At 67.6% G+C, this 18,174-nt stretch carries 24 protein-coding genes; 12 read left to right on the top strand and 12 right to left on the bottom strand.

What is annotated here, in order from left to right; genetic code table 11:
* Positions 1–106: 106 nt before the first annotated feature.
* The 5 genes from ACZ53N_RS12160 to rpsL form a co-directional block, all read right to left on the bottom strand.
* Positions 107–877, bottom strand: a complete 771-nt coding sequence (locus ACZ53N_RS12160) for a thioesterase II family protein (RefSeq protein WP_469140809.1) — start codon at positions 875–877, stop codon at positions 107–109.
* Positions 878–1,062: 185 nt separating this feature from the next.
* Entirely contained in the window at positions 1,063–2,256 is a 1,194-nt protein-coding gene (tuf, locus tag ACZ53N_RS12155; protein WP_130878980.1) for an elongation factor Tu, read from the bottom strand.
* Positions 2,257–2,425: 169 nt separating this feature from the next.
* The gene (gene fusA, locus ACZ53N_RS12150) at positions 2,426–4,549 is read right to left on the bottom strand and encodes an elongation factor G (RefSeq protein WP_130878979.1); all 2,124 of its coding nucleotides are present in this window, start codon (positions 4,547–4,549) and stop codon (positions 2,426–2,428) included.
* 38 nt (positions 4,550–4,587) lie between these two features.
* Positions 4,588–5,058 carry a 30S ribosomal protein S7 gene (gene rpsG, locus ACZ53N_RS12145; RefSeq protein WP_130878978.1) on the bottom strand — a complete coding sequence of 157 codons (471 nt, stop codon included), beginning with the start codon at positions 5,056–5,058 and terminating at the stop codon, positions 4,588–4,590.
* Positions 5,059–5,060: 2 nt separating this feature from the next.
* Positions 5,061–5,432 (bottom strand): 30S ribosomal protein S12, encoded by a 372-nt coding sequence (gene rpsL / locus ACZ53N_RS12140; RefSeq protein ID WP_003948652.1) that lies wholly within the window; start codon positions 5,430–5,432, stop codon positions 5,061–5,063.
* Positions 5,433–6,068: 636 nt separating this feature from the next.
* On the opposite strand from rpsL, the gene ACZ53N_RS12135 reads away from it, so the two are divergent.
* On the top strand, positions 6,069–6,338 hold the full coding sequence (locus tag ACZ53N_RS12135; protein ID WP_469140786.1) for a hypothetical protein: 270 nt from the start codon (positions 6,069–6,071) through the stop codon (positions 6,336–6,338).
* On the opposite strand, the gene ACZ53N_RS12130 is transcribed toward ACZ53N_RS12135, so the two are convergent.
* Entirely contained in the window at positions 6,311–6,766 is a 456-nt protein-coding gene (locus ACZ53N_RS12130) for a helix-turn-helix domain-containing protein (RefSeq protein ID WP_469140785.1), read from the bottom strand. The genes ACZ53N_RS12135 and ACZ53N_RS12130 overlap by 28 nt on opposite strands.
* Positions 6,767–7,055: 289 nt before the next feature.
* On the opposite strand from ACZ53N_RS12130, the gene ACZ53N_RS12125 reads away from it, so the two are divergent.
* From ACZ53N_RS12125 to ACZ53N_RS12115, 3 genes are read left to right on the top strand one after another with little or no spacing between them, the layout of a single operon-like run.
* A complete protein-coding gene (locus ACZ53N_RS12125) occupies positions 7,056–7,397 on the top strand; it encodes a WhiB family transcriptional regulator (RefSeq protein ID WP_469140784.1) in 342 nt (113 codons plus the stop codon).
* A gap of 8 nt (positions 7,398–7,405) precedes the next feature.
* Positions 7,406–8,209, top strand: coding sequence for a hypothetical protein (locus ACZ53N_RS12120; RefSeq protein WP_469140783.1), 804 nt, complete (start codon positions 7,406–7,408; stop codon positions 8,207–8,209).
* Positions 8,206–8,427 (top strand): hypothetical protein, encoded by a 222-nt coding sequence (locus ACZ53N_RS12115; protein ID WP_469140782.1) that lies wholly within the window; start codon positions 8,206–8,208, stop codon positions 8,425–8,427. Before ACZ53N_RS12120 ends, ACZ53N_RS12115 begins: the two co-directional genes overlap by 4 nt.
* A 107-nt stretch (positions 8,428–8,534) precedes the next feature.
* On the opposite strand, the gene ACZ53N_RS12110 is transcribed toward ACZ53N_RS12115, so the two are convergent.
* Positions 8,535–8,870, bottom strand: coding sequence for a hypothetical protein (locus ACZ53N_RS12110; RefSeq protein WP_469140781.1), 336 nt, complete (start codon positions 8,868–8,870; stop codon positions 8,535–8,537).
* Positions 8,871–9,148: 278 nt separating this feature from the next.
* Between ACZ53N_RS12110 and ACZ53N_RS12105 the strand changes: the two genes are divergently transcribed.
* Entirely contained in the window at positions 9,149–9,646 is a 498-nt protein-coding gene (locus ACZ53N_RS12105; protein ID WP_469140780.1) for an NUDIX hydrolase, read from the top strand.
* Between the two features lie 8 nt (positions 9,647–9,654).
* On the opposite strand, the gene ACZ53N_RS12100 is transcribed toward ACZ53N_RS12105, so the two are convergent.
* From ACZ53N_RS12100 to ACZ53N_RS12090, 3 genes are read right to left on the bottom strand one after another with little or no spacing between them, the layout of a single operon-like run.
* Positions 9,655–10,125, bottom strand: coding sequence for a deaminase (locus tag ACZ53N_RS12100; protein WP_469140779.1), 471 nt, complete (start codon positions 10,123–10,125; stop codon positions 9,655–9,657).
* Entirely contained in the window at positions 10,118–10,807 is a 690-nt protein-coding gene (locus tag ACZ53N_RS12095) for a RibD family protein (RefSeq protein ID WP_469140778.1), read from the bottom strand. Before ACZ53N_RS12095 ends, ACZ53N_RS12100 begins: the two co-directional genes overlap by 8 nt.
* On the bottom strand, positions 10,804–11,676 hold the full coding sequence (locus ACZ53N_RS12090; RefSeq protein ID WP_469140777.1) for a hypothetical protein: 873 nt from the start codon (positions 11,674–11,676) through the stop codon (positions 10,804–10,806). The genes ACZ53N_RS12095 and ACZ53N_RS12090 overlap by 4 nt, the downstream gene beginning before the upstream one ends.
* A gap of 171 nt (positions 11,677–11,847) precedes the next feature.
* Here ACZ53N_RS12090 and ACZ53N_RS12085 point away from each other — a divergent pair, with 171 nt between their 5' ends.
* The 7 genes from ACZ53N_RS12085 to ACZ53N_RS12055 all read left to right on the top strand — a co-directional run bounded on the left by ACZ53N_RS12085 (position 11,848) and on the right by ACZ53N_RS12055 (position 17,330).
* The gene (locus tag ACZ53N_RS12085; RefSeq protein ID WP_469140776.1) at positions 11,848–12,747 is read left to right on the top strand and encodes a radical SAM protein; all 900 of its coding nucleotides are present in this window, start codon (positions 11,848–11,850) and stop codon (positions 12,745–12,747) included.
* Between the two features lie 133 nt (positions 12,748–12,880).
* The gene (locus ACZ53N_RS12080; RefSeq protein ID WP_469140775.1) at positions 12,881–13,363 is read left to right on the top strand and encodes a hypothetical protein; all 483 of its coding nucleotides are present in this window, start codon (positions 12,881–12,883) and stop codon (positions 13,361–13,363) included.
* Positions 13,296–13,949 carry a class I SAM-dependent methyltransferase gene (locus ACZ53N_RS12075; RefSeq protein ID WP_469140774.1) on the top strand — a complete coding sequence of 218 codons (654 nt, stop codon included), beginning with the start codon at positions 13,296–13,298 and terminating at the stop codon, positions 13,947–13,949. Before ACZ53N_RS12080 ends, ACZ53N_RS12075 begins: the two co-directional genes overlap by 68 nt.
* A 14-nt stretch (positions 13,950–13,963) precedes the next feature.
* Complete coding sequence (locus ACZ53N_RS12070; RefSeq protein ID WP_469140773.1) at positions 13,964–14,524, top strand: class IV adenylate cyclase; 561 nt, start codon at positions 13,964–13,966, stop codon at positions 14,522–14,524.
* A gap of 204 nt (positions 14,525–14,728) precedes the next feature.
* Positions 14,729–15,277, top strand: a complete 549-nt coding sequence (locus ACZ53N_RS12065) for a hypothetical protein (protein ID WP_469140772.1) — start codon at positions 14,729–14,731, stop codon at positions 15,275–15,277.
* 497 nt (positions 15,278–15,774) lie between these two features.
* Positions 15,775–16,464: a hypothetical protein gene (locus ACZ53N_RS12060; RefSeq protein WP_469140771.1), complete on the top strand. Its 690-nt coding sequence runs from the start codon at positions 15,775–15,777 to the stop codon at positions 16,462–16,464.
* Positions 16,465–16,490: 26 nt separating this feature from the next.
* Positions 16,491–17,330, top strand: coding sequence for a DUF3592 domain-containing protein (locus ACZ53N_RS12055; RefSeq protein WP_469140770.1), 840 nt, complete (start codon positions 16,491–16,493; stop codon positions 17,328–17,330).
* Positions 17,331–17,456: 126 nt separating this feature from the next.
* Here ACZ53N_RS12055 and ACZ53N_RS12050 read toward each other — a convergent pair whose 3' ends face one another.
* Both ACZ53N_RS12050 and ACZ53N_RS12045 read right to left on the bottom strand, forming a co-directional pair.
* The gene (locus ACZ53N_RS12050; RefSeq protein ID WP_469140808.1) at positions 17,457–17,699 is read right to left on the bottom strand and encodes a DUF6255 family natural product biosynthesis protein; all 243 of its coding nucleotides are present in this window, start codon (positions 17,697–17,699) and stop codon (positions 17,457–17,459) included.
* Between the two features lie 2 nt (positions 17,700–17,701).
* Positions 17,702–18,043 carry a hypothetical protein gene (locus ACZ53N_RS12045; protein WP_469140769.1) on the bottom strand — a complete coding sequence of 114 codons (342 nt, stop codon included), beginning with the start codon at positions 18,041–18,043 and terminating at the stop codon, positions 17,702–17,704.
* Positions 18,044–18,174 lie beyond the last annotated feature (131 nt).

Here is an 18,174-nt window from a genome sequence, read left to right as displayed (position 1 = left end):
GCGCCCGCAGGCCTCTCCGGCCCCGGAGGAAGGCGTCGTCACGCTCGTTCGGGGGCCGGGCCGCGAGGGCACGTCGCTCGTTGGGATGGAAGGGAAAGGGGAGGAGTCAGGCGTTGCCGCGCGGCAGGAGCACGTCCGCGATCACGTCGATGACCTCGGGCCGGTTCGACTCGATGAAGAAGTGCCCGCCCGGGCAGACCCGCATCCCGAACTCGCCGGTGGTGTGCGCCTCCCAGGCCCCGGCCTCCTCGATCGTGGTCTCCGGGTCGCGGTCGCCGACCAGCACGGTCAGCGGGCAGCCGACGGCCGCGCCGGGCTCGCCCCGGTAGGAGCCCGCCACCCGGTAGTCGGCCCGCACCACCGGCAGCAGCATCCGCATCAGCGCGGCGTCCGCCAGGACGGCCGCGTCCGTGCCGCCGAGCCGCTTCAGTTCCGCCACGATCGCCTCGTCCGTGGGCGGCTCGGCGCCGGGGGCCTCACGGTGCCTGGAGGGGGCCCGGCGGCCGGAGACGAAGAGGGCGACGGGGGCCCGGCCGCGAGCCTCCAGGCGGCGCGCCACCTCGAACGCGATCGCACCCCCCATGCTGTGCCCGAACAGCGCCACCGGCCGGTCGGGCCGGGCCGCGAGCGCGTCCGTCACCGCGTCCGCCAGCTCGGCGACGGTGCGGCCCGGCGCCTCCCAGCGGCGGTCCTGCCGGCCGGGGTACTGCACGGCCAGCACCTCGACCGAGGGGGAGAGCGCCTCCGAGAAGGCGAAGTACGCGCTCGCCGACCCGCCCGCGTGCGGGAAGCACACGAGAGACACGGCGCTGTGGGCCGTGCTGTCCGGCGTGGGACGGAAACGCCGGATCCACAGCTCGTCGTCCTCGCTCCGGATGGCCAAGGCGTCAGTCCAATCCCGCAGCCGGTCGGCCCCGGCCCACGTCGGCGCCACCTTGCCAGAGCCCCGAGCCCCGATACAAAAGCAAAGCCCGGACGCGAAAAAGGCGGGCCCCGCACATCGAAATGATGTGCGGGGCCCGCCCAGATCCTTCGGCAACAATCGGCCCGGAGGCCGGGTTGTTACTTGTTGATCTTGACGACCTGGCCGGCGCCGACGGTGCGGCCACCCTCACGGATGGTGAAGCGCAGGCCCTCCTCCATCGCGACAGGCTGGATCAGGTTGACGGTCATCTCGGCGTTGTCGCCGGGCATGACCATCTCCGTGCCCTCCTTGAGGGTCACAACACCGGTCACGTCAGTCGTACGGAAGTAGAACTGCGGACGGTAGTTGTTGAAGAACGGGGTGTGACGGCCACCCTCGTCCTTCGACAGGATGTACGCCGTGGCCTCGAACTCGGTGTGCGGCGTGACCGTACCGGGCTTGATGATGCACTGGCCGCGCTCGACGTCCTCGCGCTTGATGCCACGGAGGAGCAGACCGACGTTCTCACCGGCCTGGCCCTCGTCGAGCAGCTTGCGGAACATCTCGATACCGGTGACCGTGGTGGTGGTCTTCTCGGTCTTGATGCCGATGATGTCGACGGTCTCGTTGACCTTGAGGACACCGCGCTCGATACGACCGGTGACGACGGTGCCACGACCGGTGATCGTGAAGACGTCCTCGATCGGCATCAGGAACGGCTTGTCGACGTCACGCTCGGGCTGCGGGATGTTCTCGTCCACGGCCTTCATGAGGCCGAGGAGCTTCTCGCCCCACTCCTTGTCGCCCTCGAGCGCCTTGAGAGCCGAGACCTGGACGACGGGGCAGTTGTCGCCGTCGAACTCGTACTCGGAGAGGAGCTCACGGACCTCGAGCTCGACGAGCTCCATGATCTCCTCGTCGTCCACCATGTCGGCCTTGTTCAGGGCGACAACGATGTACGGAACGCCGGACTGGCGGGCCAGGAGCACGTGCTCCTTGGTCTGCGGCATCGGACCGTCGGTCGCGGCGACCACGAGGATCGCGCCGTCCATCTGGGCGGCACCGGTGATCATGTTCTTGATGTAGTCCGCGTGACCCGGGCAGTCGACGTGGGCGTAGTGACGCGACTCGGTCTGGTACTCAACGTGAGCGATCGAGATCGTGATACCGCGCTGACGCTCTTCCGGCGCCTTGTCGATCTCGTCGAACGGCGTGAAGGGGTTCAGGTCCGGGTACGCGTCGTGCAGCACCTTGGTGATCGCCGCGGTAAGAGTCGTCTTACCGTGGTCGACGTGACCGATGGTGCCGATGTTGACGTGCGGCTTAGTCCGCTCGAACTTCGCCTTCGCCACTGTTCCTCCTACGGAGTGGTTCTGTACGCCTTACTTCAACGGCGCCAGGTGATCTTTGCTGGGGTGCCGTCCGCCGGGGCATCCGCCGCGTTCCTCGCGGATTGCTGCGGTATGCCCCGACAGTCGGTGTAAAGCCTAAAGCGTGGGCTTCGCGTGCGAAGACGCGGAGTTACTCGCCCTTGGCCTTCGCGATGATCTCCTCGGCGACGTTCCGCGGAACCTCGGCGTAGGAGTCGAACTGCATCGAGTAGCTTGCGCGACCCGAGGTCTTGCTGCGGAGGTCTCCGACGTAGCCGAACATCTCCGACAGCGGAACCAGGCCCTTGACGAGCTTGGCGCCGTGACGGTCCTCCATGGCCTGGATCTGGCCACGGCGGGAGTTGATGTCACCGATGACGTCACCCATGTAGTCCTCGGGGGTGGTGACCTCGACCGACATCATCGGCTCGAGAAGAGCCGGGGACGCCTTGCGAGCACCCTCCTTGAACGCCATGGAACCGGCGATCTTGAAGGCGAGTTCGGACGAGTCGACGTCGTGGTAGGCACCGTCGAGCAGCGTCACCTTGACACCGGTCAGCGGGTAGCCGGCCAGCACGCCGAACTCCATGGCCTCCTGGCAACCCGCGTCCACGGACGGGATGTACTCCCGCGGGATACGGCCACCGGTGACCTTGTTCTCGAACTCGTAGCCGTCGCCCTCGAGGGGCTCGATGGCCATCTGCACCTTCGCGAACTGGCCGGAACCACCAGTCTGCTTCTTGTGCGTGTAGTCGATACGCTCGACGGCCTTGCGGATCGTCTCGCGGTACGCGACCTGCGGCTTGCCGACGTTCGCCTCGACGCGGAACTCACGGCGCATACGGTCGACCAGCACGTCGAGGTGCAGCTCGCCCATACCCGCGATGATGGTCTGGCCCGTCTCCTCGTCCGTGTGGACCTGGAAGGACGGGTCCTCCTCGGCGAGACGCTGGATGGCGACACCCAGCTTCTCCTGGTCGCCCTTGGACTTCGGCTCGATGGCGACCTGGATCACCGGGGCCGGGAAGTCCATGGACTCGAGGATGACCGGCTTGCCCGCGTCACAGAGGGTCTCACCGGTGGTGGTCTGCTTCAGACCCATGACGGCGACGATGTCACCGGCACCCACCGACTCGATCTCCTCACGCTTGTTCGCGTGCATGCGGTAGATCTTGCCGATGCGCTCCTTCTTGCCCTTCACGGAGTTCTGCACCTGGGTGCCGGTCTCCATGCGGCCCGAGTAAACCCGGACGAAGGTGAGCTTGCCGAGGTGCGGGTCGCTCATGATCTTGAAGGCAAGACCGGCGAACGGCTCGTCGTCGGAAGGCTTGCGCTTCACGACCTCGTCGGGGTTGTTGACGGCGTGGCCCTCAACAGCCTCGATGTCGAGCGGCGACGGCAGGTAGCGCACGACCGCGTCGAGCAGGGGCTGGACGCCCTTGTTCTTGAACGCGGTGCCACAGAACACCGGGGTGACGGTGACGGAGTCGGCGCTGCCACGCGAGGCCAGCGTGATGCGGCGGATGGCCGCCATCAGCTGCTCCTCGGTGGGCTCCTGGCCCTCGAGGAAGAGCTCCATCATGGCGTCGTCGTGCTCGGCGACACCCTCGAGGAGCTTGCCGCGCCATTCCTCGGCGGCCTCGGTGTGCGTGGCCGGGATGTCGACGACGTCGTACATCTCGCCCTTGGCGGCCTCGGCGGACCAGACCAGAGCCTTCATCTGGACGAGGTCGACCACGCCCTTGAAGTCGGCTTCGGCACCGATCGGCAGCTGCATGACCAGCGGCACCGCACCGAGGCGGTCGACGATCATGTCGACGCAGCGGTGGAACTCGGCGCCGGTGCGGTCGAGCTTGTTGACGAAGCAGATACGCGGCACGCCGTAGCGGTCCGCCTGACGCCAAACGGTCTCGGACTGCGGCTCAACACCGGCGACGCCGTCGAACACCGTCACGGCACCGTCGAGGACGCGCAGCGAACGCTCCACCTCGACGGTGAAGTCGACGTGGCCCGGCGTGTCGATGATGTTGATCGTGTGGTCGACGTCGTTCAGCGGCCAGTGGCAGGTCGTCGCGGCAGACGTGATCGTGATGCCGCGCTCCTGCTCCTGCTCCATCCAGTCCATCGTGGCAGCGCCGTCGTGGACTTCACCGATCTTGTACGAGACACCGGTGTAGAACAGGATCCGCTCGGTGGTGGTCGTCTTGCCCGCGTCGATGTGGGCCATGATCCCGATGTTGCGGACCTTGGCCAGGTCAAGCGAAGTGGTGGCCATATGGCTCAGTCTTCTCTCGGTCTCGATGTGGGTAGCGACTACCAGCGGTAGTGCGCGAAGGCCTTGTTGGACTCGGCCATCTTGTGCGTGTCCTCACGCTTCTTGACCGAAGCGCCGAGACCGTTGGAGGCGTCCAGGAGCTCGTTCATGAGGCGCTCGGTCATGGTCTTCTCGCGACGGGCGCGGGAGTAACCGACGAGCCAGCGCAGCGCCAGGGTGGAGGCGCGGCCCGGGCGGACCTCGACCGGCACCTGGTAGGTGGCGCCACCGACACGGCGGGACTTGACCTCGAGGGCCGGCTTCACGTTCTCAAGCGCGCGCTTGAGGGTGATGACCGGGTCGTTGCCGGTCTTCTCGCGCAGGCCTTCCATGGCGCCGTACACAATGCGCTCGGCGGTGGAACGCTTGCCGTTCAACAGGATCTTGTTGATCAGCGAGGTGACAAGAGGAGAGCTGTAGACCGGGTCGATGATGACCGGGCGCTTCGGGGCGGGGCCCTTACGAGGCATTCTTACTTCTCCTTCTTGGCGCCGTAGCGGCTGCGAGCCTGCTTGCGGTTCTTGACGCCCTGGGTGTCGAGCGAGCCACGGATGATCTTGTAGCGAACGCCCGGCAGGTCCTTCACACGACCGCCACGCACGAGCACGATGGAGTGCTCCTGGAGGTTGTGGCCCTCACCCGGAATGTAAGCGGTGACCTCGATGCCGCTGGTCAGACGCACACGCGCGACCTTACGGAGCGCCGAGTTCGGCTTCTTCGGGGTGGTCGTGAACACGCGCGTGCAGACGCCGCGACGCTGGGGCGAACCCTCGAGTGCGGGCGTCTTGTTCTTCTCGACCTTGTCCTGCCGGCCCTTTCGGACCAGCTGCTGGATCGTAGGCACCGTTTCTCCGGTTTCTGTGTGCCGATCACGATAAAACTAACCTGGAACTTCGCCGACCCACGCGGTCGGGTGTGTCGAAGGCTGCAGACCCCCGCCGCCCGGCGGGATGGTGCAGATTTCGGCGTCTCTGACCGCTAACGGTCTGGGCCCCTCGTACGGTCAAAAGGCACGCACGAGAGCCCAGGGACACCCCAGGCACAAGGTCAGAGCGTACCTACCGCATGGGCTGCGGTCAAAACAAATGCACACGCGGAGGACACCCTGATGTGCGGCGTATGTCGCCGATCAGGGAGCCCGCGCGGCTCCGGTCCTCCGCACCTCACCGTACCGCTGCCGCCCAGGCGCCCCAAGGGTCCCGGCCGACTCCCGGCCGCCCGCAACCGGACGCCCCGGGTCCGCTCCGGGGCCGCGCGACGCCCGGACGGCGGTCCGGGGACCGCGTCGGCCGGGCGGGCACGCGACACGACTCACAGCGGTGCGCGCCGGGCGGCGTCGGCGCCCACGGGTGACGGCGGGGGTGACGCCAGTGGGGTGATGTGATGCGCGGCTACGCGGGTGACGCCACGGGTGACACACGGGGATGGTCACGCGAGGCGGCGCCACACGGCGGGGCGAATCACCCTGAATCAGCCAATCGTGACAAACGACTACGCCCAACGGCTGACGCGGCCGAGCCGGGCCGACGCGGTCGACGTGGCCAGCGTGGGCAACGTGGCCAGCGTGGCCGACGTGGCCAGCATGGCCGACATGACCGATCCGGCTGGCGCGGCCGACGGGGTGGCCGATCCGACTGACCCGGCCGACGCAGCCAAGGCGACCGACGCGGCCGACGCGGCTGACCGGGTTCGACGCTCAGCGACAACACTCAGCGACGACGCTCAGCGGCCGGCGGAAACGCCCCGCTGAACGCCACCGCGTGCGTCGGCCGGGCGGACCCCGCCCACCGCGATGATCATTTCGGTCATCTCGACGAACTGTCGCCGGTGACTGTCGGGGATGCCGAGCAGGTCGGCCGCCTCGGCGGGCGTCACCCGTCCGGCGCCGGGGCCCGAGACCGCCGCGCCGCTCCGGCCGGCGCCGGGCAGCGGCAGGTCGTCCGCCGTCACCCTGCCGGACTCGATCAGCATGTCGCGCAGCCCCACGCCGAGCACGCGCGCCAGCGCGCGCATCGTCTCCAGGTCCGGCAGGCTCTGCCGCTGCAGCAGCCGCGTCACCGCGGCCCGGTGCACGCCGGCGTCCTCCGCCAGCCGGGACCTGCCGCCGCCCCGCGGGCTGTCGATGTCGTATCCGCGCTCACGCATCAGACCCTCGACCCAGCTCGCGAAACGCTCCATATCCGAGCCTTTTTCGCCCATAACACGCTCTCCCTCCGCAACAACAGACCCTACCGTCCGATCGCGCGCGCAATAACCAGAATGCGGTGCGAGCGCGCAACCCGCTACCCCGCAGTGCACTTTTCTGGCCAGTTGACTAGTAAATGCCCCTCCGAAGCCGTGGCAAGCAGCACACCCTGATCGTTTGTTGCGCTCTCGCACGCAAGCTCGGTAACGTTGATTGCGTAACCGCAACAAGGGTCACAGGGGCCTCCGCAACCCCTCCATGCCCTGAGGGGGACCACCTGCCATGCCCGCATCCGCGCTCGTCCACACGACCTTCCACGGGGACGCCTACCCCGCCGCCGCCCGCCCGACCGACTGGCGCACCCACGCCGCCTGCGCCGGCCTCCCGGACGAGACGGTCTTCGCCCGCCGCCCCAAACCCGCCCTCCCTGCCCTGCGCGCCTGCGCCATCTGCCCCGTACGCCGCCGTTGCCTGGAGACCGTCGCCCCGGCGGAGAGCTGGTTCGACGGGGTGAGCGGGGGGCGCCTGTGGCGCAACGGCAGAGAAGTGAGGATCCCGGCGGACCTGGACCCGGACCTGGCCCCGGAGCCGGACCTCGCCGTCGACCACCCGGACTACCCGTAGGAGCAGCCATGCCCGACAGCCCAGACCGCTCCGCCCGCGCCGCCGCCCTGCCCGACCGCGCATCCCTGCCCGACCAGCCTCGTCAGCCCAACCGGCCCACCCAGCCCAATCCGCCCACCCAGCCGAATCGACCCGACCGGCCCAATCGATCCGACCGGCCCGATCCGGCGGGGGTATGGCTGGGCATCCTGCTCCGGCAGTTCCCCGAGCTGGGCCAGGAGCTCGCCCCCAGCCGCACCTCCGGCCCCTCCCTCACCGGTGGTGGCGGCCGCGGCGGGAGGCCGACGGCCCCCGGCGCCCCCATCCGCCTGTTCATCTCGGACACCATCCGCGACATCACCGACGGAGTGGTGGAGCTGGAGGAAGCGGTCTGCGAGAAGCTGCGCGTCCCGCGCCCGCAGCGCGGCACGGTGGAACAGCGACTGACCCGGCTGCTGGGCCTGCTGGACCGCGTCTCGGCCCAGCCGGTCCTCGCCGAACACGTGCGGGGCGAGGCCCGCCGCATGGCCCGCCGCTGCTCCCTGGCCCTGGGCGACGCCGAGACCCCGGTCCGCGTCAGCGGCCGCTGCCTGCACTGCGACTCCGTCTCGCTGCGCGTCTTCCCGCACCGCGAGACGGTCCTGTGCGTCAACCCGGGCTGCCGCTGCGCCGACCCGGCCTGCACCTGCCGCACGGACACCCGCCACCGGCACTCCTGGGTCCGCGCGGAGTGGCGACAGCTCGCGGAGGCGACGGACGGCGACCTGGCGGAGCTGACAGCCGCCCAGGACAGCGCCGAGGACGAGGACACGAACACGGAGGGTTCCCGATGACGACAGCACCCATGTACGTACCGGCGTCCGCTCTGGTGACGACGGCGATGGCGGCGGAAGAGGCGGCGGTGGTGCCGGACACCATCCGCAAGTGGGTCCAGCTCCAACACCTGACCCCGGCGGGCCGCCGGGGCCGCACGCACCTGTTCCGCCTGGAGGACGTCTTCGCGGCGGAGCGCGCGACGCGCAGGGCGCACGAGCGCCGCGCGCGGGCGTGATCCCTGTCCCCTATATACGCAGGGCCTCTATATAAAAGGAGCGCCCCGCAGCCACGAAGGCTGCGGGGCGCTCCTTACGTACTCCGTTACGTACTCCGGGCCGGCCCCTAACGGACCCGGGGCGGCGAAGAATCGTTCCCGCTGGAGCTGCCACCGGAGTTCCCACCGGAGGAGCCGCCCCCGCTCATAGAGCCCCACGAGGCCATCCGCACCACCTGAGCACCTGCCGAGGCGTCCTCCCCCACCGCCTCGATGGCCTCCTGCCACCCACTGACAAACCCACTGAGCTCAGCGGCGTCGACGGCCCTGTCCGCCACCTTGCCGACGACGGCGGCCAGCGCCTGGGCGACCTCGTCGGTGAAGACTCCGGCGGACCCGGATTCGGCGGCCACCTCCACGGTGGCGGCCACGACCTCCGCGAGCCGCTCGCTGTGGACACTCACCGCGTGATTCCTCCGCACCCCACGACCGACTCGCTCATGCCACCCCCAGGTGCTATTGGCCGACTCATATGCCCCTCCGTGACGCCTCCTGTGCATCTGTCGTGAGATACCCGGGAGTGTGCGCGATCGCCCATTAATCTAACCCGGCGGTCTGACACTCCGTCTCGTCAGGGGGACAGTCCGCGACATCGCCCGCGCGACTTCTCTCGGACGTGACATCGATTTCGCTGCGTGCGGGGCAACGCGGAGGACAGGGGCTGCGTGCTAGGAACGCAGGCATGACCCATACATCGGCTGCTCCCCCTGCCGGACCCGGCTATGCGGATGGGCGCTATCGCATCGTGATCGGCGTCCACCTTGTGCTGCAACGTGGTGATCGAGTGCTGTTGGGCCTGCGGTCCGGCACGGGCTGGCGCGATGGCCACTTCCACGTTCCCGCAGGCCATCTCGAGGCGGGGGAGACAGCCACGGCGTGCGCAGTGCGCGAAGCCCGGGAAGAACTTGGCCTCGCGTTGCGTGAGGAGGACCTGGAGCTGGTGCATACGGTCCATCACTGGACGGGCGTCGATGATCCCCGCATCCAGCTCTTCTTCCGCGTCAGGTCCTGGAAGGGGGAGCCGGAGAACGCCGAGCCGCATCTGTGTGCCCGGCTCGACTGGTTCCCATTGGGGGACCTCCCTGAGCCGATGGTGGACTACACCGCGAATGCCCTGTCTCTCTACCCGCAAGGGATCGCGTTCTCCTGTGTCGGCTGGCCGAAGCAGTCCCGCGCGTGACTCGACCGTCAGGTGGATGGCCCGTCGAGCAGATGATGGTTGATGGCTCGCACGCGCTCGGCGAACTCAGGCAGCTCGGTGACCGAGACGCCTGCCGCCCGAAGGGTCTCAGCGCCGTCGCAGTCGACAAATAGCAGCGGCTCCCGCAAGCCGAAGACGACCGCGGGGATGCCCGCGCGAAGAATGAGCTGCGTACACGTGGCAGGCCGGGATGCCCGCTTGCTACAGGGTTCCAGTGAGCTGTACACCGTGGCGGTGGCCAGCCGCGGATCGTCCGTGGGGAGCTTGCGCAGGGCGGCTTCCTCGGCGTGCTCGCGGGGGTCGCTCTCCCGCGAGTAGCCGGTTGCCAGCACCGTTCCCTCGGCGCCGACGATGATGGCGCCGACGGAGAAGGCCGTCTCTGCGGGCGGGCAGTGACGCGAGAGGTCAATGGCCTCGCGCATCCATTGACGGTGGTCGAGGCCGGACGGGTCAGTCATGCTCCCCAGTGTCCAGCAGGTAGCGCACCAGCACACAGTCGCCGATCTGCCGCACCTCGGCCAGCCGCATGCGATTGCCGACGCCGTTGGGGAAGCTGCCGTGGTTGACGAACCGGGGCGCCGCCGCGTCACCGACGAAGAACGGCGCGATGACAAGGTGGATCTCGTCGGCCAGGCCCGCGGCGAGGAACTGGGTATGGATGGTGCCGCCGCCTTCGACCATCAGCCGCCGTACGCCCCTGCGGCCGAGATCGGTAAGTACCCGGCGCAGGTCGATCGGGTCTCCCCCGTCGACCACCGTACCGACACCGTGGAGGCGGTCGGCTGTCTTGCCCAGGTTGGGGCTGGCGCAGTACACCAGCTTCTCGACGTCACCGGAGGTAAAGAACCTACTGCCTGGGTCCAGGTCGCCGGAGCCGCTGAGCGTGACTTTGACGGGACTTTCGGCTAGCCCCTGTGTGGTGCGTTCGCCGCGACGGGCCTGGGAGCGAACCAGGAGGCGGGGGTTGTCCTGACGGATGGTGTTGGCGCCGACGAGGATTGCGTCGCAGCCGGCGCGGACCTCGTCCACTCGGTCGAAGTCCGCGTCGTTGGACAGCAGCAGCCGCTCTTCGGTGGAGTCGTCGATGTAGCCGTCGACGGAGGTGGCACAGGACAGGAGCACGTAGGGCAGGTCAGTCATGGGGCGGCTCCGGGGTCAAGGGTCAGGACGATTTCGATGAAGCGAACGTACTCTTCCGCACTCGAACACGTTTCGAGCACGCTGAGTTGGTCATGGCTGATCCATGGACGCAGGCCAAGGTTCCGGATTGCTTGGTCATGGAAGCGTTGAGCAGTCCCGCCGGTCACAGGGATGGTGAGGACAGGGATATCCAGCGAGCCGGCAAGGTCGATCTCGTGTTGGGTGCCATCGCCACCTCCTGCCACGATCACGTAGTCCACCCCGCGTACGACGTTCATGCGTCCGAAGAGGCATGCGGTGCGCAGGAAGTCCGGTGGCCGGTAGTGGTCGGCGATGTAGGTCATGACTTCGATCCCGACACCGACAGGTCCGTGGCTGACGGGGAGGCGGCGCGCCAGTACGAGTCGGGCCAGTTCACGGACGGTGCTATCAATGGCCGCCTGGTCGCAGTCGGGAGTCCGGCTGCCGCAGATCGCCAGCCGCCTCAGTGCTGTGAAAGGGGTGACTTCGTCGACCAGCGCAGCCGACGCTGCCGACCCGGTGCGCAAGGTACCCATCAACAGGTCGGCGGGGGCAAGCCCCAGGAGCACCCGGGCGTGGTCAGGCATGCTGAGGCCATCGGCGATACGAGTGAGGACGTCGATATCGGAGACCTTGCCTTGGCGGGCCCCGCGCACCCAGTTGGAGATATCAGCGCGGTCATGCTCGGTGAGCAGCGCCAGTTGTGTCTGTGTGCAGTCCGGGAACGCGCCCAGGTAAGCCTGGAACAGTCGGCCGATGTCGCGACGGGCAAGGTGGGTCTGCACATCGTCCCGGCTCCAGAACGCCCCCTGGACAGATGATGGATGGAAGACCTTGCGTCTAGGCATGCCGGCTACCCCCGGCGCCAGGATAGACGCCGGAAACACCAAGTGCCGCCCCGCACACCCACGGTAGGCGTGGAACCGTCCCACGGACCCGCTCCGCGCATCGCGTCGATTTCCCGCATCCCGTGCGCTCCTGACACTGGCCTTTCCGACCGCATCAGACCGGGAGGCGCAGTGATCAAGGAAGTCGCGGGAATCAGCCGCATCGACATGCTCTACCTGCAGCTGCTGTACAGCTGCAACTTCAACTGCGCGCACTGCTTCCACGGGGAGCGGTTGCGCTGGCGCGACGCGTACACCCTTGCCCAGGCAGAGAGCCTGATCGAGCTCATGCAGCGGGAGTACCGGCTCCAGGCCGTCACACTGCTCGGCGGTGAGCCGTTCCTCTACACCCGGCTGAGGGACCTGATTCAGCACGTCCGCCATACGCTCGGCCTACGCGTGGAGATCTGCACCAACGGTTACCGGATCGATCGGCGGCTCGCGGACTGCGCGGACGGCATCGATCTGCTGCGCGTCTCTCTCGAAGGACTCGAACCCGCAAACGATCGCATCCGCCGACCGGGCAGCTTCGCCGCCGCTATCCGGGCCCTGGACGAAGCGCGGCGCCTCAGCGTGCCGACCGGCGTGACGATGACCGTCACGAACGAGAATGTTGAGGATGTGCTGGCGTTGGCCCGCCTCCTCCAGGACCACGGTGTACGACAGCTCAAACTGCACTGCCTGCGTCTTGTCGGCAATGCCGCCGACCGCCCGGACCTTCAGGTCGCCGACCCGGCCGCCTACACCCGCATGCACCAAGAGCTGGCTCAGGCCGACCTCGACATCGTGGTCACGGCCGACGACGACCTCGCTGAACATCCGGTGGCAGGGTGCGTGCCGGGTGGGCGCGGACACCGTATCGACCGTATCGAGACCGACCCCCGCGGGGCGCTGACCATGTCATGCAAGGCCGTCGGCAAGGACGCGCATGCCTTCTGGTACGACAAGGAACGCGGCAGCATCATCCACCGACCGAGCGGCCACGACGAGCTCGTCCACCCAGTCGGTGATGTGGTGTACAGCGATGTGTGACCAGCCCCTGCTCATCGCACTGGAGGGGCTGCGCGGAGTGGGTAAATCCACCGTCGCTCCCTTACTCGCCAAGGCCTGCGACGCGACCCTCGTCCCCACCGTCCCCGACGCCTACCGGGCAATACGTCGACACGTGGACGCGACGCAGAACGCTGAAGCCCGCATGTGCCTCTACCTGTCCGCGCTCTTCAACGCAGTCGAACAGATCCAGCGGCTGCTCGAAAAGGGGACGCCCGTGGTGGTCGAGAGCTACTTCGCACGCTGCCTGACGACCCACTCCGGCGTGGGTTCACGACTGAACGTCGTACTACCGCCCGACCTCCCCTCTCCGAGCACCTACCGACTGAAGTGCACCGAAGCGGAACGCCAGCGCCGCATCGCCATGCGAGCCAAGCCCACCACGCACTGGGACGCACTTGCCGAGAGCCACACCCACGCGATTGACCGCGCCTATGACCGCTTCCCGATGCACCGCGTCGACACCACCCAACGGTCCCCCGAGCAGGTGGTGAAAGCGATACTTCGCCACGAAAGGCAGGCATCCCTTCATGCAGAGCCAAAGCCTGTGGGAACACACCCTCACCTTCTTCCCCCAGTTCGCCAAGGCCCTGGCTGAGCAGACCCCCTCCGCCGTGGTCGCTGTAGTGGGCGCATCCGACGGAAAGTTCGTCCTGCCCCTCGCTGCCGCCGGGCACCAAGTCATCGCCATCGAACGTGACCCCGTCGCCCTGAACGGAGGCGACATCGAACTGGCGGACGGCACCACAGCACACAGCCTAGGGCTGATCACCCGGCTCAAGAACGAACGTCTACGGGAGCGAGTCGTGGTGGTCGAGAGCGACTTCCTCGAAGGCGATTACCTCAGTGCAAGCTGTGACGCGGTGTGGACCAGCTGCTCCTGGCACTACAGCGCCAACCACCGCCGGCCCCTGGCCGACTTCATCGGCCGCATGCAGCACCTGATCCGCGAGGGCGGCCTGTTCGGTGCAGAGTTCATGATGCCCGTCACCGAACGCCATCACAGCATCGAGCACTACACCTCACCTGAACAACTGGCCCGCTACTTCGGCGCCCCCTGGCAGACGCTCCTGGCACTCCGTACGAGCGAATTCACCGAGCGCCCGCACATCGGCCAGCCCTACGATCACCAGCACCGTATGGGCCTCCTCCTCTCCGTCCTACCCGTCCCCACCACCGACTGAAAGGAATCGAAGCCGTGAAGAACGAGTACGAAGCCACCTTCCTCGCCGTCGACACCGACGCTCTCCGGAAACAGCTCACCGGGCTGGGGGCAACCCAGGCGATGCCCCGCACGCTCCTCACGCGCCTGATCTTCGAAAAAGACACCATGGACGGCAACCAATGGCTGCGCTTGCGCGATGAGGGCCACCGCACCACGCTCACACTCAAGCAGGTCACCGATGCCAGCAGCATCGACGGCACCACCGAGATCGAGATCGCGGTCTCCGATCTGGCCGCGACTGCAGAGCTTCTGCGCGCCCTCGGCCTGCGGCAAGTCCGATACCAGCAGAACTACCGAGAAGAGTGGCACCTCGGGGATATCGCCTACGACTTCGACACCTGGCCGGGTCTCCCCACCTTCCTGGAGATCGAAGGACCCGAGGAGCAGGCCGTCCGTGCCGCCGTTGCCGCCTTGGGCCTCGACTATGCGAAGGCCCGTTTCGGCAGCGTCGACGAGATCTACAAGAGCGAGGTCGGTCGCGACATCCTCGCCGAACCGACTCTTCTCTTCGATCAGTCGGCCGACGAACACTGAAGCCGGCACCCCTGCCTACCCCCTCTGGAACGTGAGATCGTTTCATTGCGTGCAGGGGGCACGCAGAGGAGTGGTGGGGGCGGTATGTGGGGACGGCGACGCACGAGAAGCCACGCGGATGCGGAACGGCACCTCGCGGATCGGATGCGGGCAGCGAGCGAAGCCCAGCTGAGGCTGCAGCAAGGATTTGAACGATTCGACGAGGTGCGAGCGGAGGTCGAGTCCGTTCTTGGTCACGGGGACGGGCTGCCCGCGAAGGCCGTACGGGCACAGTTGAAGGAAGCCGGGGAGCTGTGGAGCTGGTTCCACGAGAGCACGGCGCTCTACGAGCGGATGCGCAGCCTCTGGAGCGACCTGGACAGCGGTGCGGACCTCGAAGCCGTAACAGCGGCTTCGGAGTATTTCTCGGAGCACTGCGACCACTGCGCGTCTCATGTCGCCGAGCTGGACGGCGCCATCAATAGCTTTTTGGAGCTGCGGAGCAAGTTGGTGGAGCTACGAGAGAAGGTAGCTCCAATCCGTGAACGCGCACACACGTCCCTGACCGCAGCCAGAAACGAACTGGAACTCGCCGTTTCCGTCCCGGGAGGGTTTGCACTGACAGCGCGGCTCAACGCGGTCAGTGATCGCCTGAGCGATCTGGACGCGGGCATCGTGGAGCCGGACCCCAACCGCAAGGTCACCGACTGGTACCGCGACGTGGAGAGGGAGATCGCGGAAATCCGCGACGCGGTGCCGCGGTCGGAGTACTGAGCGCGTGTTCGGCAAGGGGGATCGGCAAGTGGCTGGGGGCCACTGTCACAGCGGTGGTGGTCGCTTTGGTGAGCTGGGGCGTGGCCGGGGTCATCGACCTCGGCTGCGGACCGTCACGCCGAGGCGGGTGCGGTGTTCCCAAAGGAGGCGGAGGCTACTTCGCCGTGATGATGATCAGCCCATGGGTCTTCGCCGTCGTCGGGCAAGAAGGTCATCCGCACCGATGACTGGCGGCCGTCGCTGGGGCTCTCGGCAGGCGCCCTGGCAGGCGTCGTCATCACGCTGTCGACGGGCATGACCACGGGGTTCTGGGTGGAGGTGCTGATTCTGCTGGCGCTAGGCGCCGGAATCCCAGTACTGCTGTGGGCAAAAGGGACGGGCGGCGCTGATAGCGCACGGAACAGGTGCGGATTGAAGCCTGCTTCGAGCCGGGCTGAGGACGGCTCGCGCTCGTTTGGGGCTCATGGCGGGGATCGGAAGCGTGGTGGGGAGAGAGCATGTGGGGACGGAAACGCCCGAAGCAGACGTACGACGAAATGCTCACCGAGGGGCGGACGACCTTCGCCGACTTGATCCGTATGGCGGAGGAGTCACACGAAGCAGTGGGCCAAACCTTCGGCATCCTCGACGGCATGCAGCGCGGGATCGAGGAACTGCTGGGCAGGGGTGACGGTTTGCCGACGAAGTCGGTACGAGCACAGCTCGTCGAGCACGAACAGCTGTGGGACGAATTCCTTGAGGAAACATCCGCATACGAGGCGCAGCGCCGCCCCTGGCTCGACGGCGGTATCGAAACCGCGGAGTTCGCGGCGATGTCCCCGTCCCTGGAGTACTTCGCGGAATACATCAACACAAACGTGCCCGTCATGGAGCGGCTGAACGAGCTGATCGGCGACCTCGGAGACCTCCAGGTCTCGCTGGTGGAGCTGAGCGCGAAAATCGCCCCCGTCCGTGAGCGAGTCCATGCGGCCATGGCGGCGGCCGCCACCGAGATCGCGTGGGCGGGCCCGGCGGCCCAGGGCAAGTTCGCACTGGAGGTGCGGCTCAACACGGCCGCCGACCGCCTACGAGAGCTGGACGCCGGCCTCGTGGAGATCGACCCCGACTGCTCGATCGTCGACTGGTACCGCCAGGTGGAGGCGGAGATCGCGGATATTCGTGACGCGATCCTGCGGCTGACTTTCTGACTGTTTTCGCCCTTATGATCACGCTTATGGCGCGGATACCGAGTGGTGTGGTGTTACGAGGACGGGGCGTCGAGTTCCGATTGGCACATGGCACGGTGACGGTCGTACGCGGCCGTACGACGTGGACGGCGCCTCTGGAAGCGATCGGTGAAGTCGTGCGCGACGGTGCCACGGTGCGGATCCAACCGGCCGGCGGCGGGGCGGGTGATGCTGTCACCCTGACCACCCGGAACTCCGTGGCGGCAGACGCGTTCGTACGGTCTCTCCGGACTGCCCTGGTCGATGTGCCGCAGGTGCCCAATGGGCTGCCCCTGGTGACCACCCAAGTGCGGCGCCACCCTTGGTTACGGTGGCTGGACCGGCCGGGCTTGCTCAAATACCTCCTCCTGGCAGCTGCCTACCTCACCTTCGCCGCCGCCGCGTTGTACCGGGCAGCGCAGGAAGAGGTCGTGCCACCGGTGCACATGGTGCTCTGGCTCGGTCCTATCGGAGCCTCGCTGGTCGCCAAGTCATGGCGAGACGTATTTCGCGATGCGGCGATTCTGCGAAGCAGGGGCATCACCGTCCCCGGGCGCATCATGAGATACGACTGGGTCAGCTCGGAGGAGGAGTACCGCCCGATCTATGAGTTCCAGACCGTGGAAGGCCGCATGGTCGTGGCCCCTTCCTCGGTTCTGGTGGCCCGGTACCTCAAGTCACCACATTTGGATGTGACATACGACCCGGAAGCGCCGCACCGAGCCCGGGGCGTGGGCCGAGCCGGCGGCACCGTGCGGGGTGTACTCATGGCCTTTTTCGGCACGCTCATGGCCTTGTCGTTGGCGGTACCGGCGTTCCTGGTGCTCATGCCGCTGCTGCCGGGGTGAGTGCGTTCCCTGTCAGCGAGCCATTCCACCGAACCGCGAGTCCCAAGGCAAGGAGTCGGTCTCGCTGTAGATGCTCTTGCCGGGTGGCTGCTGGGGAAAGCTTCGCGGCAGGGCGGCGAGCCACTGTCACGCCCCACCGGGCCGTTGCCCCCACCACACCGGACGCCGCGCCGTCCGCGACACCATCCGAGCCGCCCCACGGTCCGCCCGACGGGCACCCCCGACCGACGTGACAACCTGAGGCAGCCCCGGAGGACGCAGCGCCCCGTACTCCGTGAACCGCACCACCCCGCACGCCTCGCAGCGAGCCTCACCACCCACGCGCCTCCACCCCGCACCGTGCCCGCACTCCCGCGAGAGGACCGCCACCGTCACTGCCCCTCCTCCAGCAGGTGAGACGTCCGCCGATGCCGACGCAGCGCGACCAGGGCATCCCCGGCCTCCACCTCGTCCTCCCCGGCCGCCGCCTCCCGCCACGCAGCCGTCAACTCCGCACACTCCCCGCAGCCGAGCAACGGCCGGGGCCCCGTCGGCCAGAGACCCGCCGCCGCCCGCTCCTCCCGCGTCGCCAACCGCAGCACGGAGCAAGGCACCTCCCACTCCAGACCACCCCCCGGGCGCCGCACCTGCACCCGCCGACCAGCGTTCCCGATCACCTGCGCGATCCGGTTCTCCCGCGTATCCATCACGAACGCACCGTTCCTGTACGTCATCGCATCGCACCTCCTCGATGACCGTGCTGCTATTCGCGAATAGCAATAAGTAATTCCCCTGACGGCACCCACCTCTGGCTGGTCGCATACCGTGTGAAGAGGCAGGGCGGGAAGCTCGACGGCCGGAGGGC

The sequence above is a fragment of the Streptomyces sp. NPDC033229 genome (assembly GCF_055576875.1).
The sequence above is the reverse complement of the archived record's forward strand: the minus strand, read 5'-3'. Positions and strand labels throughout refer to the sequence as shown.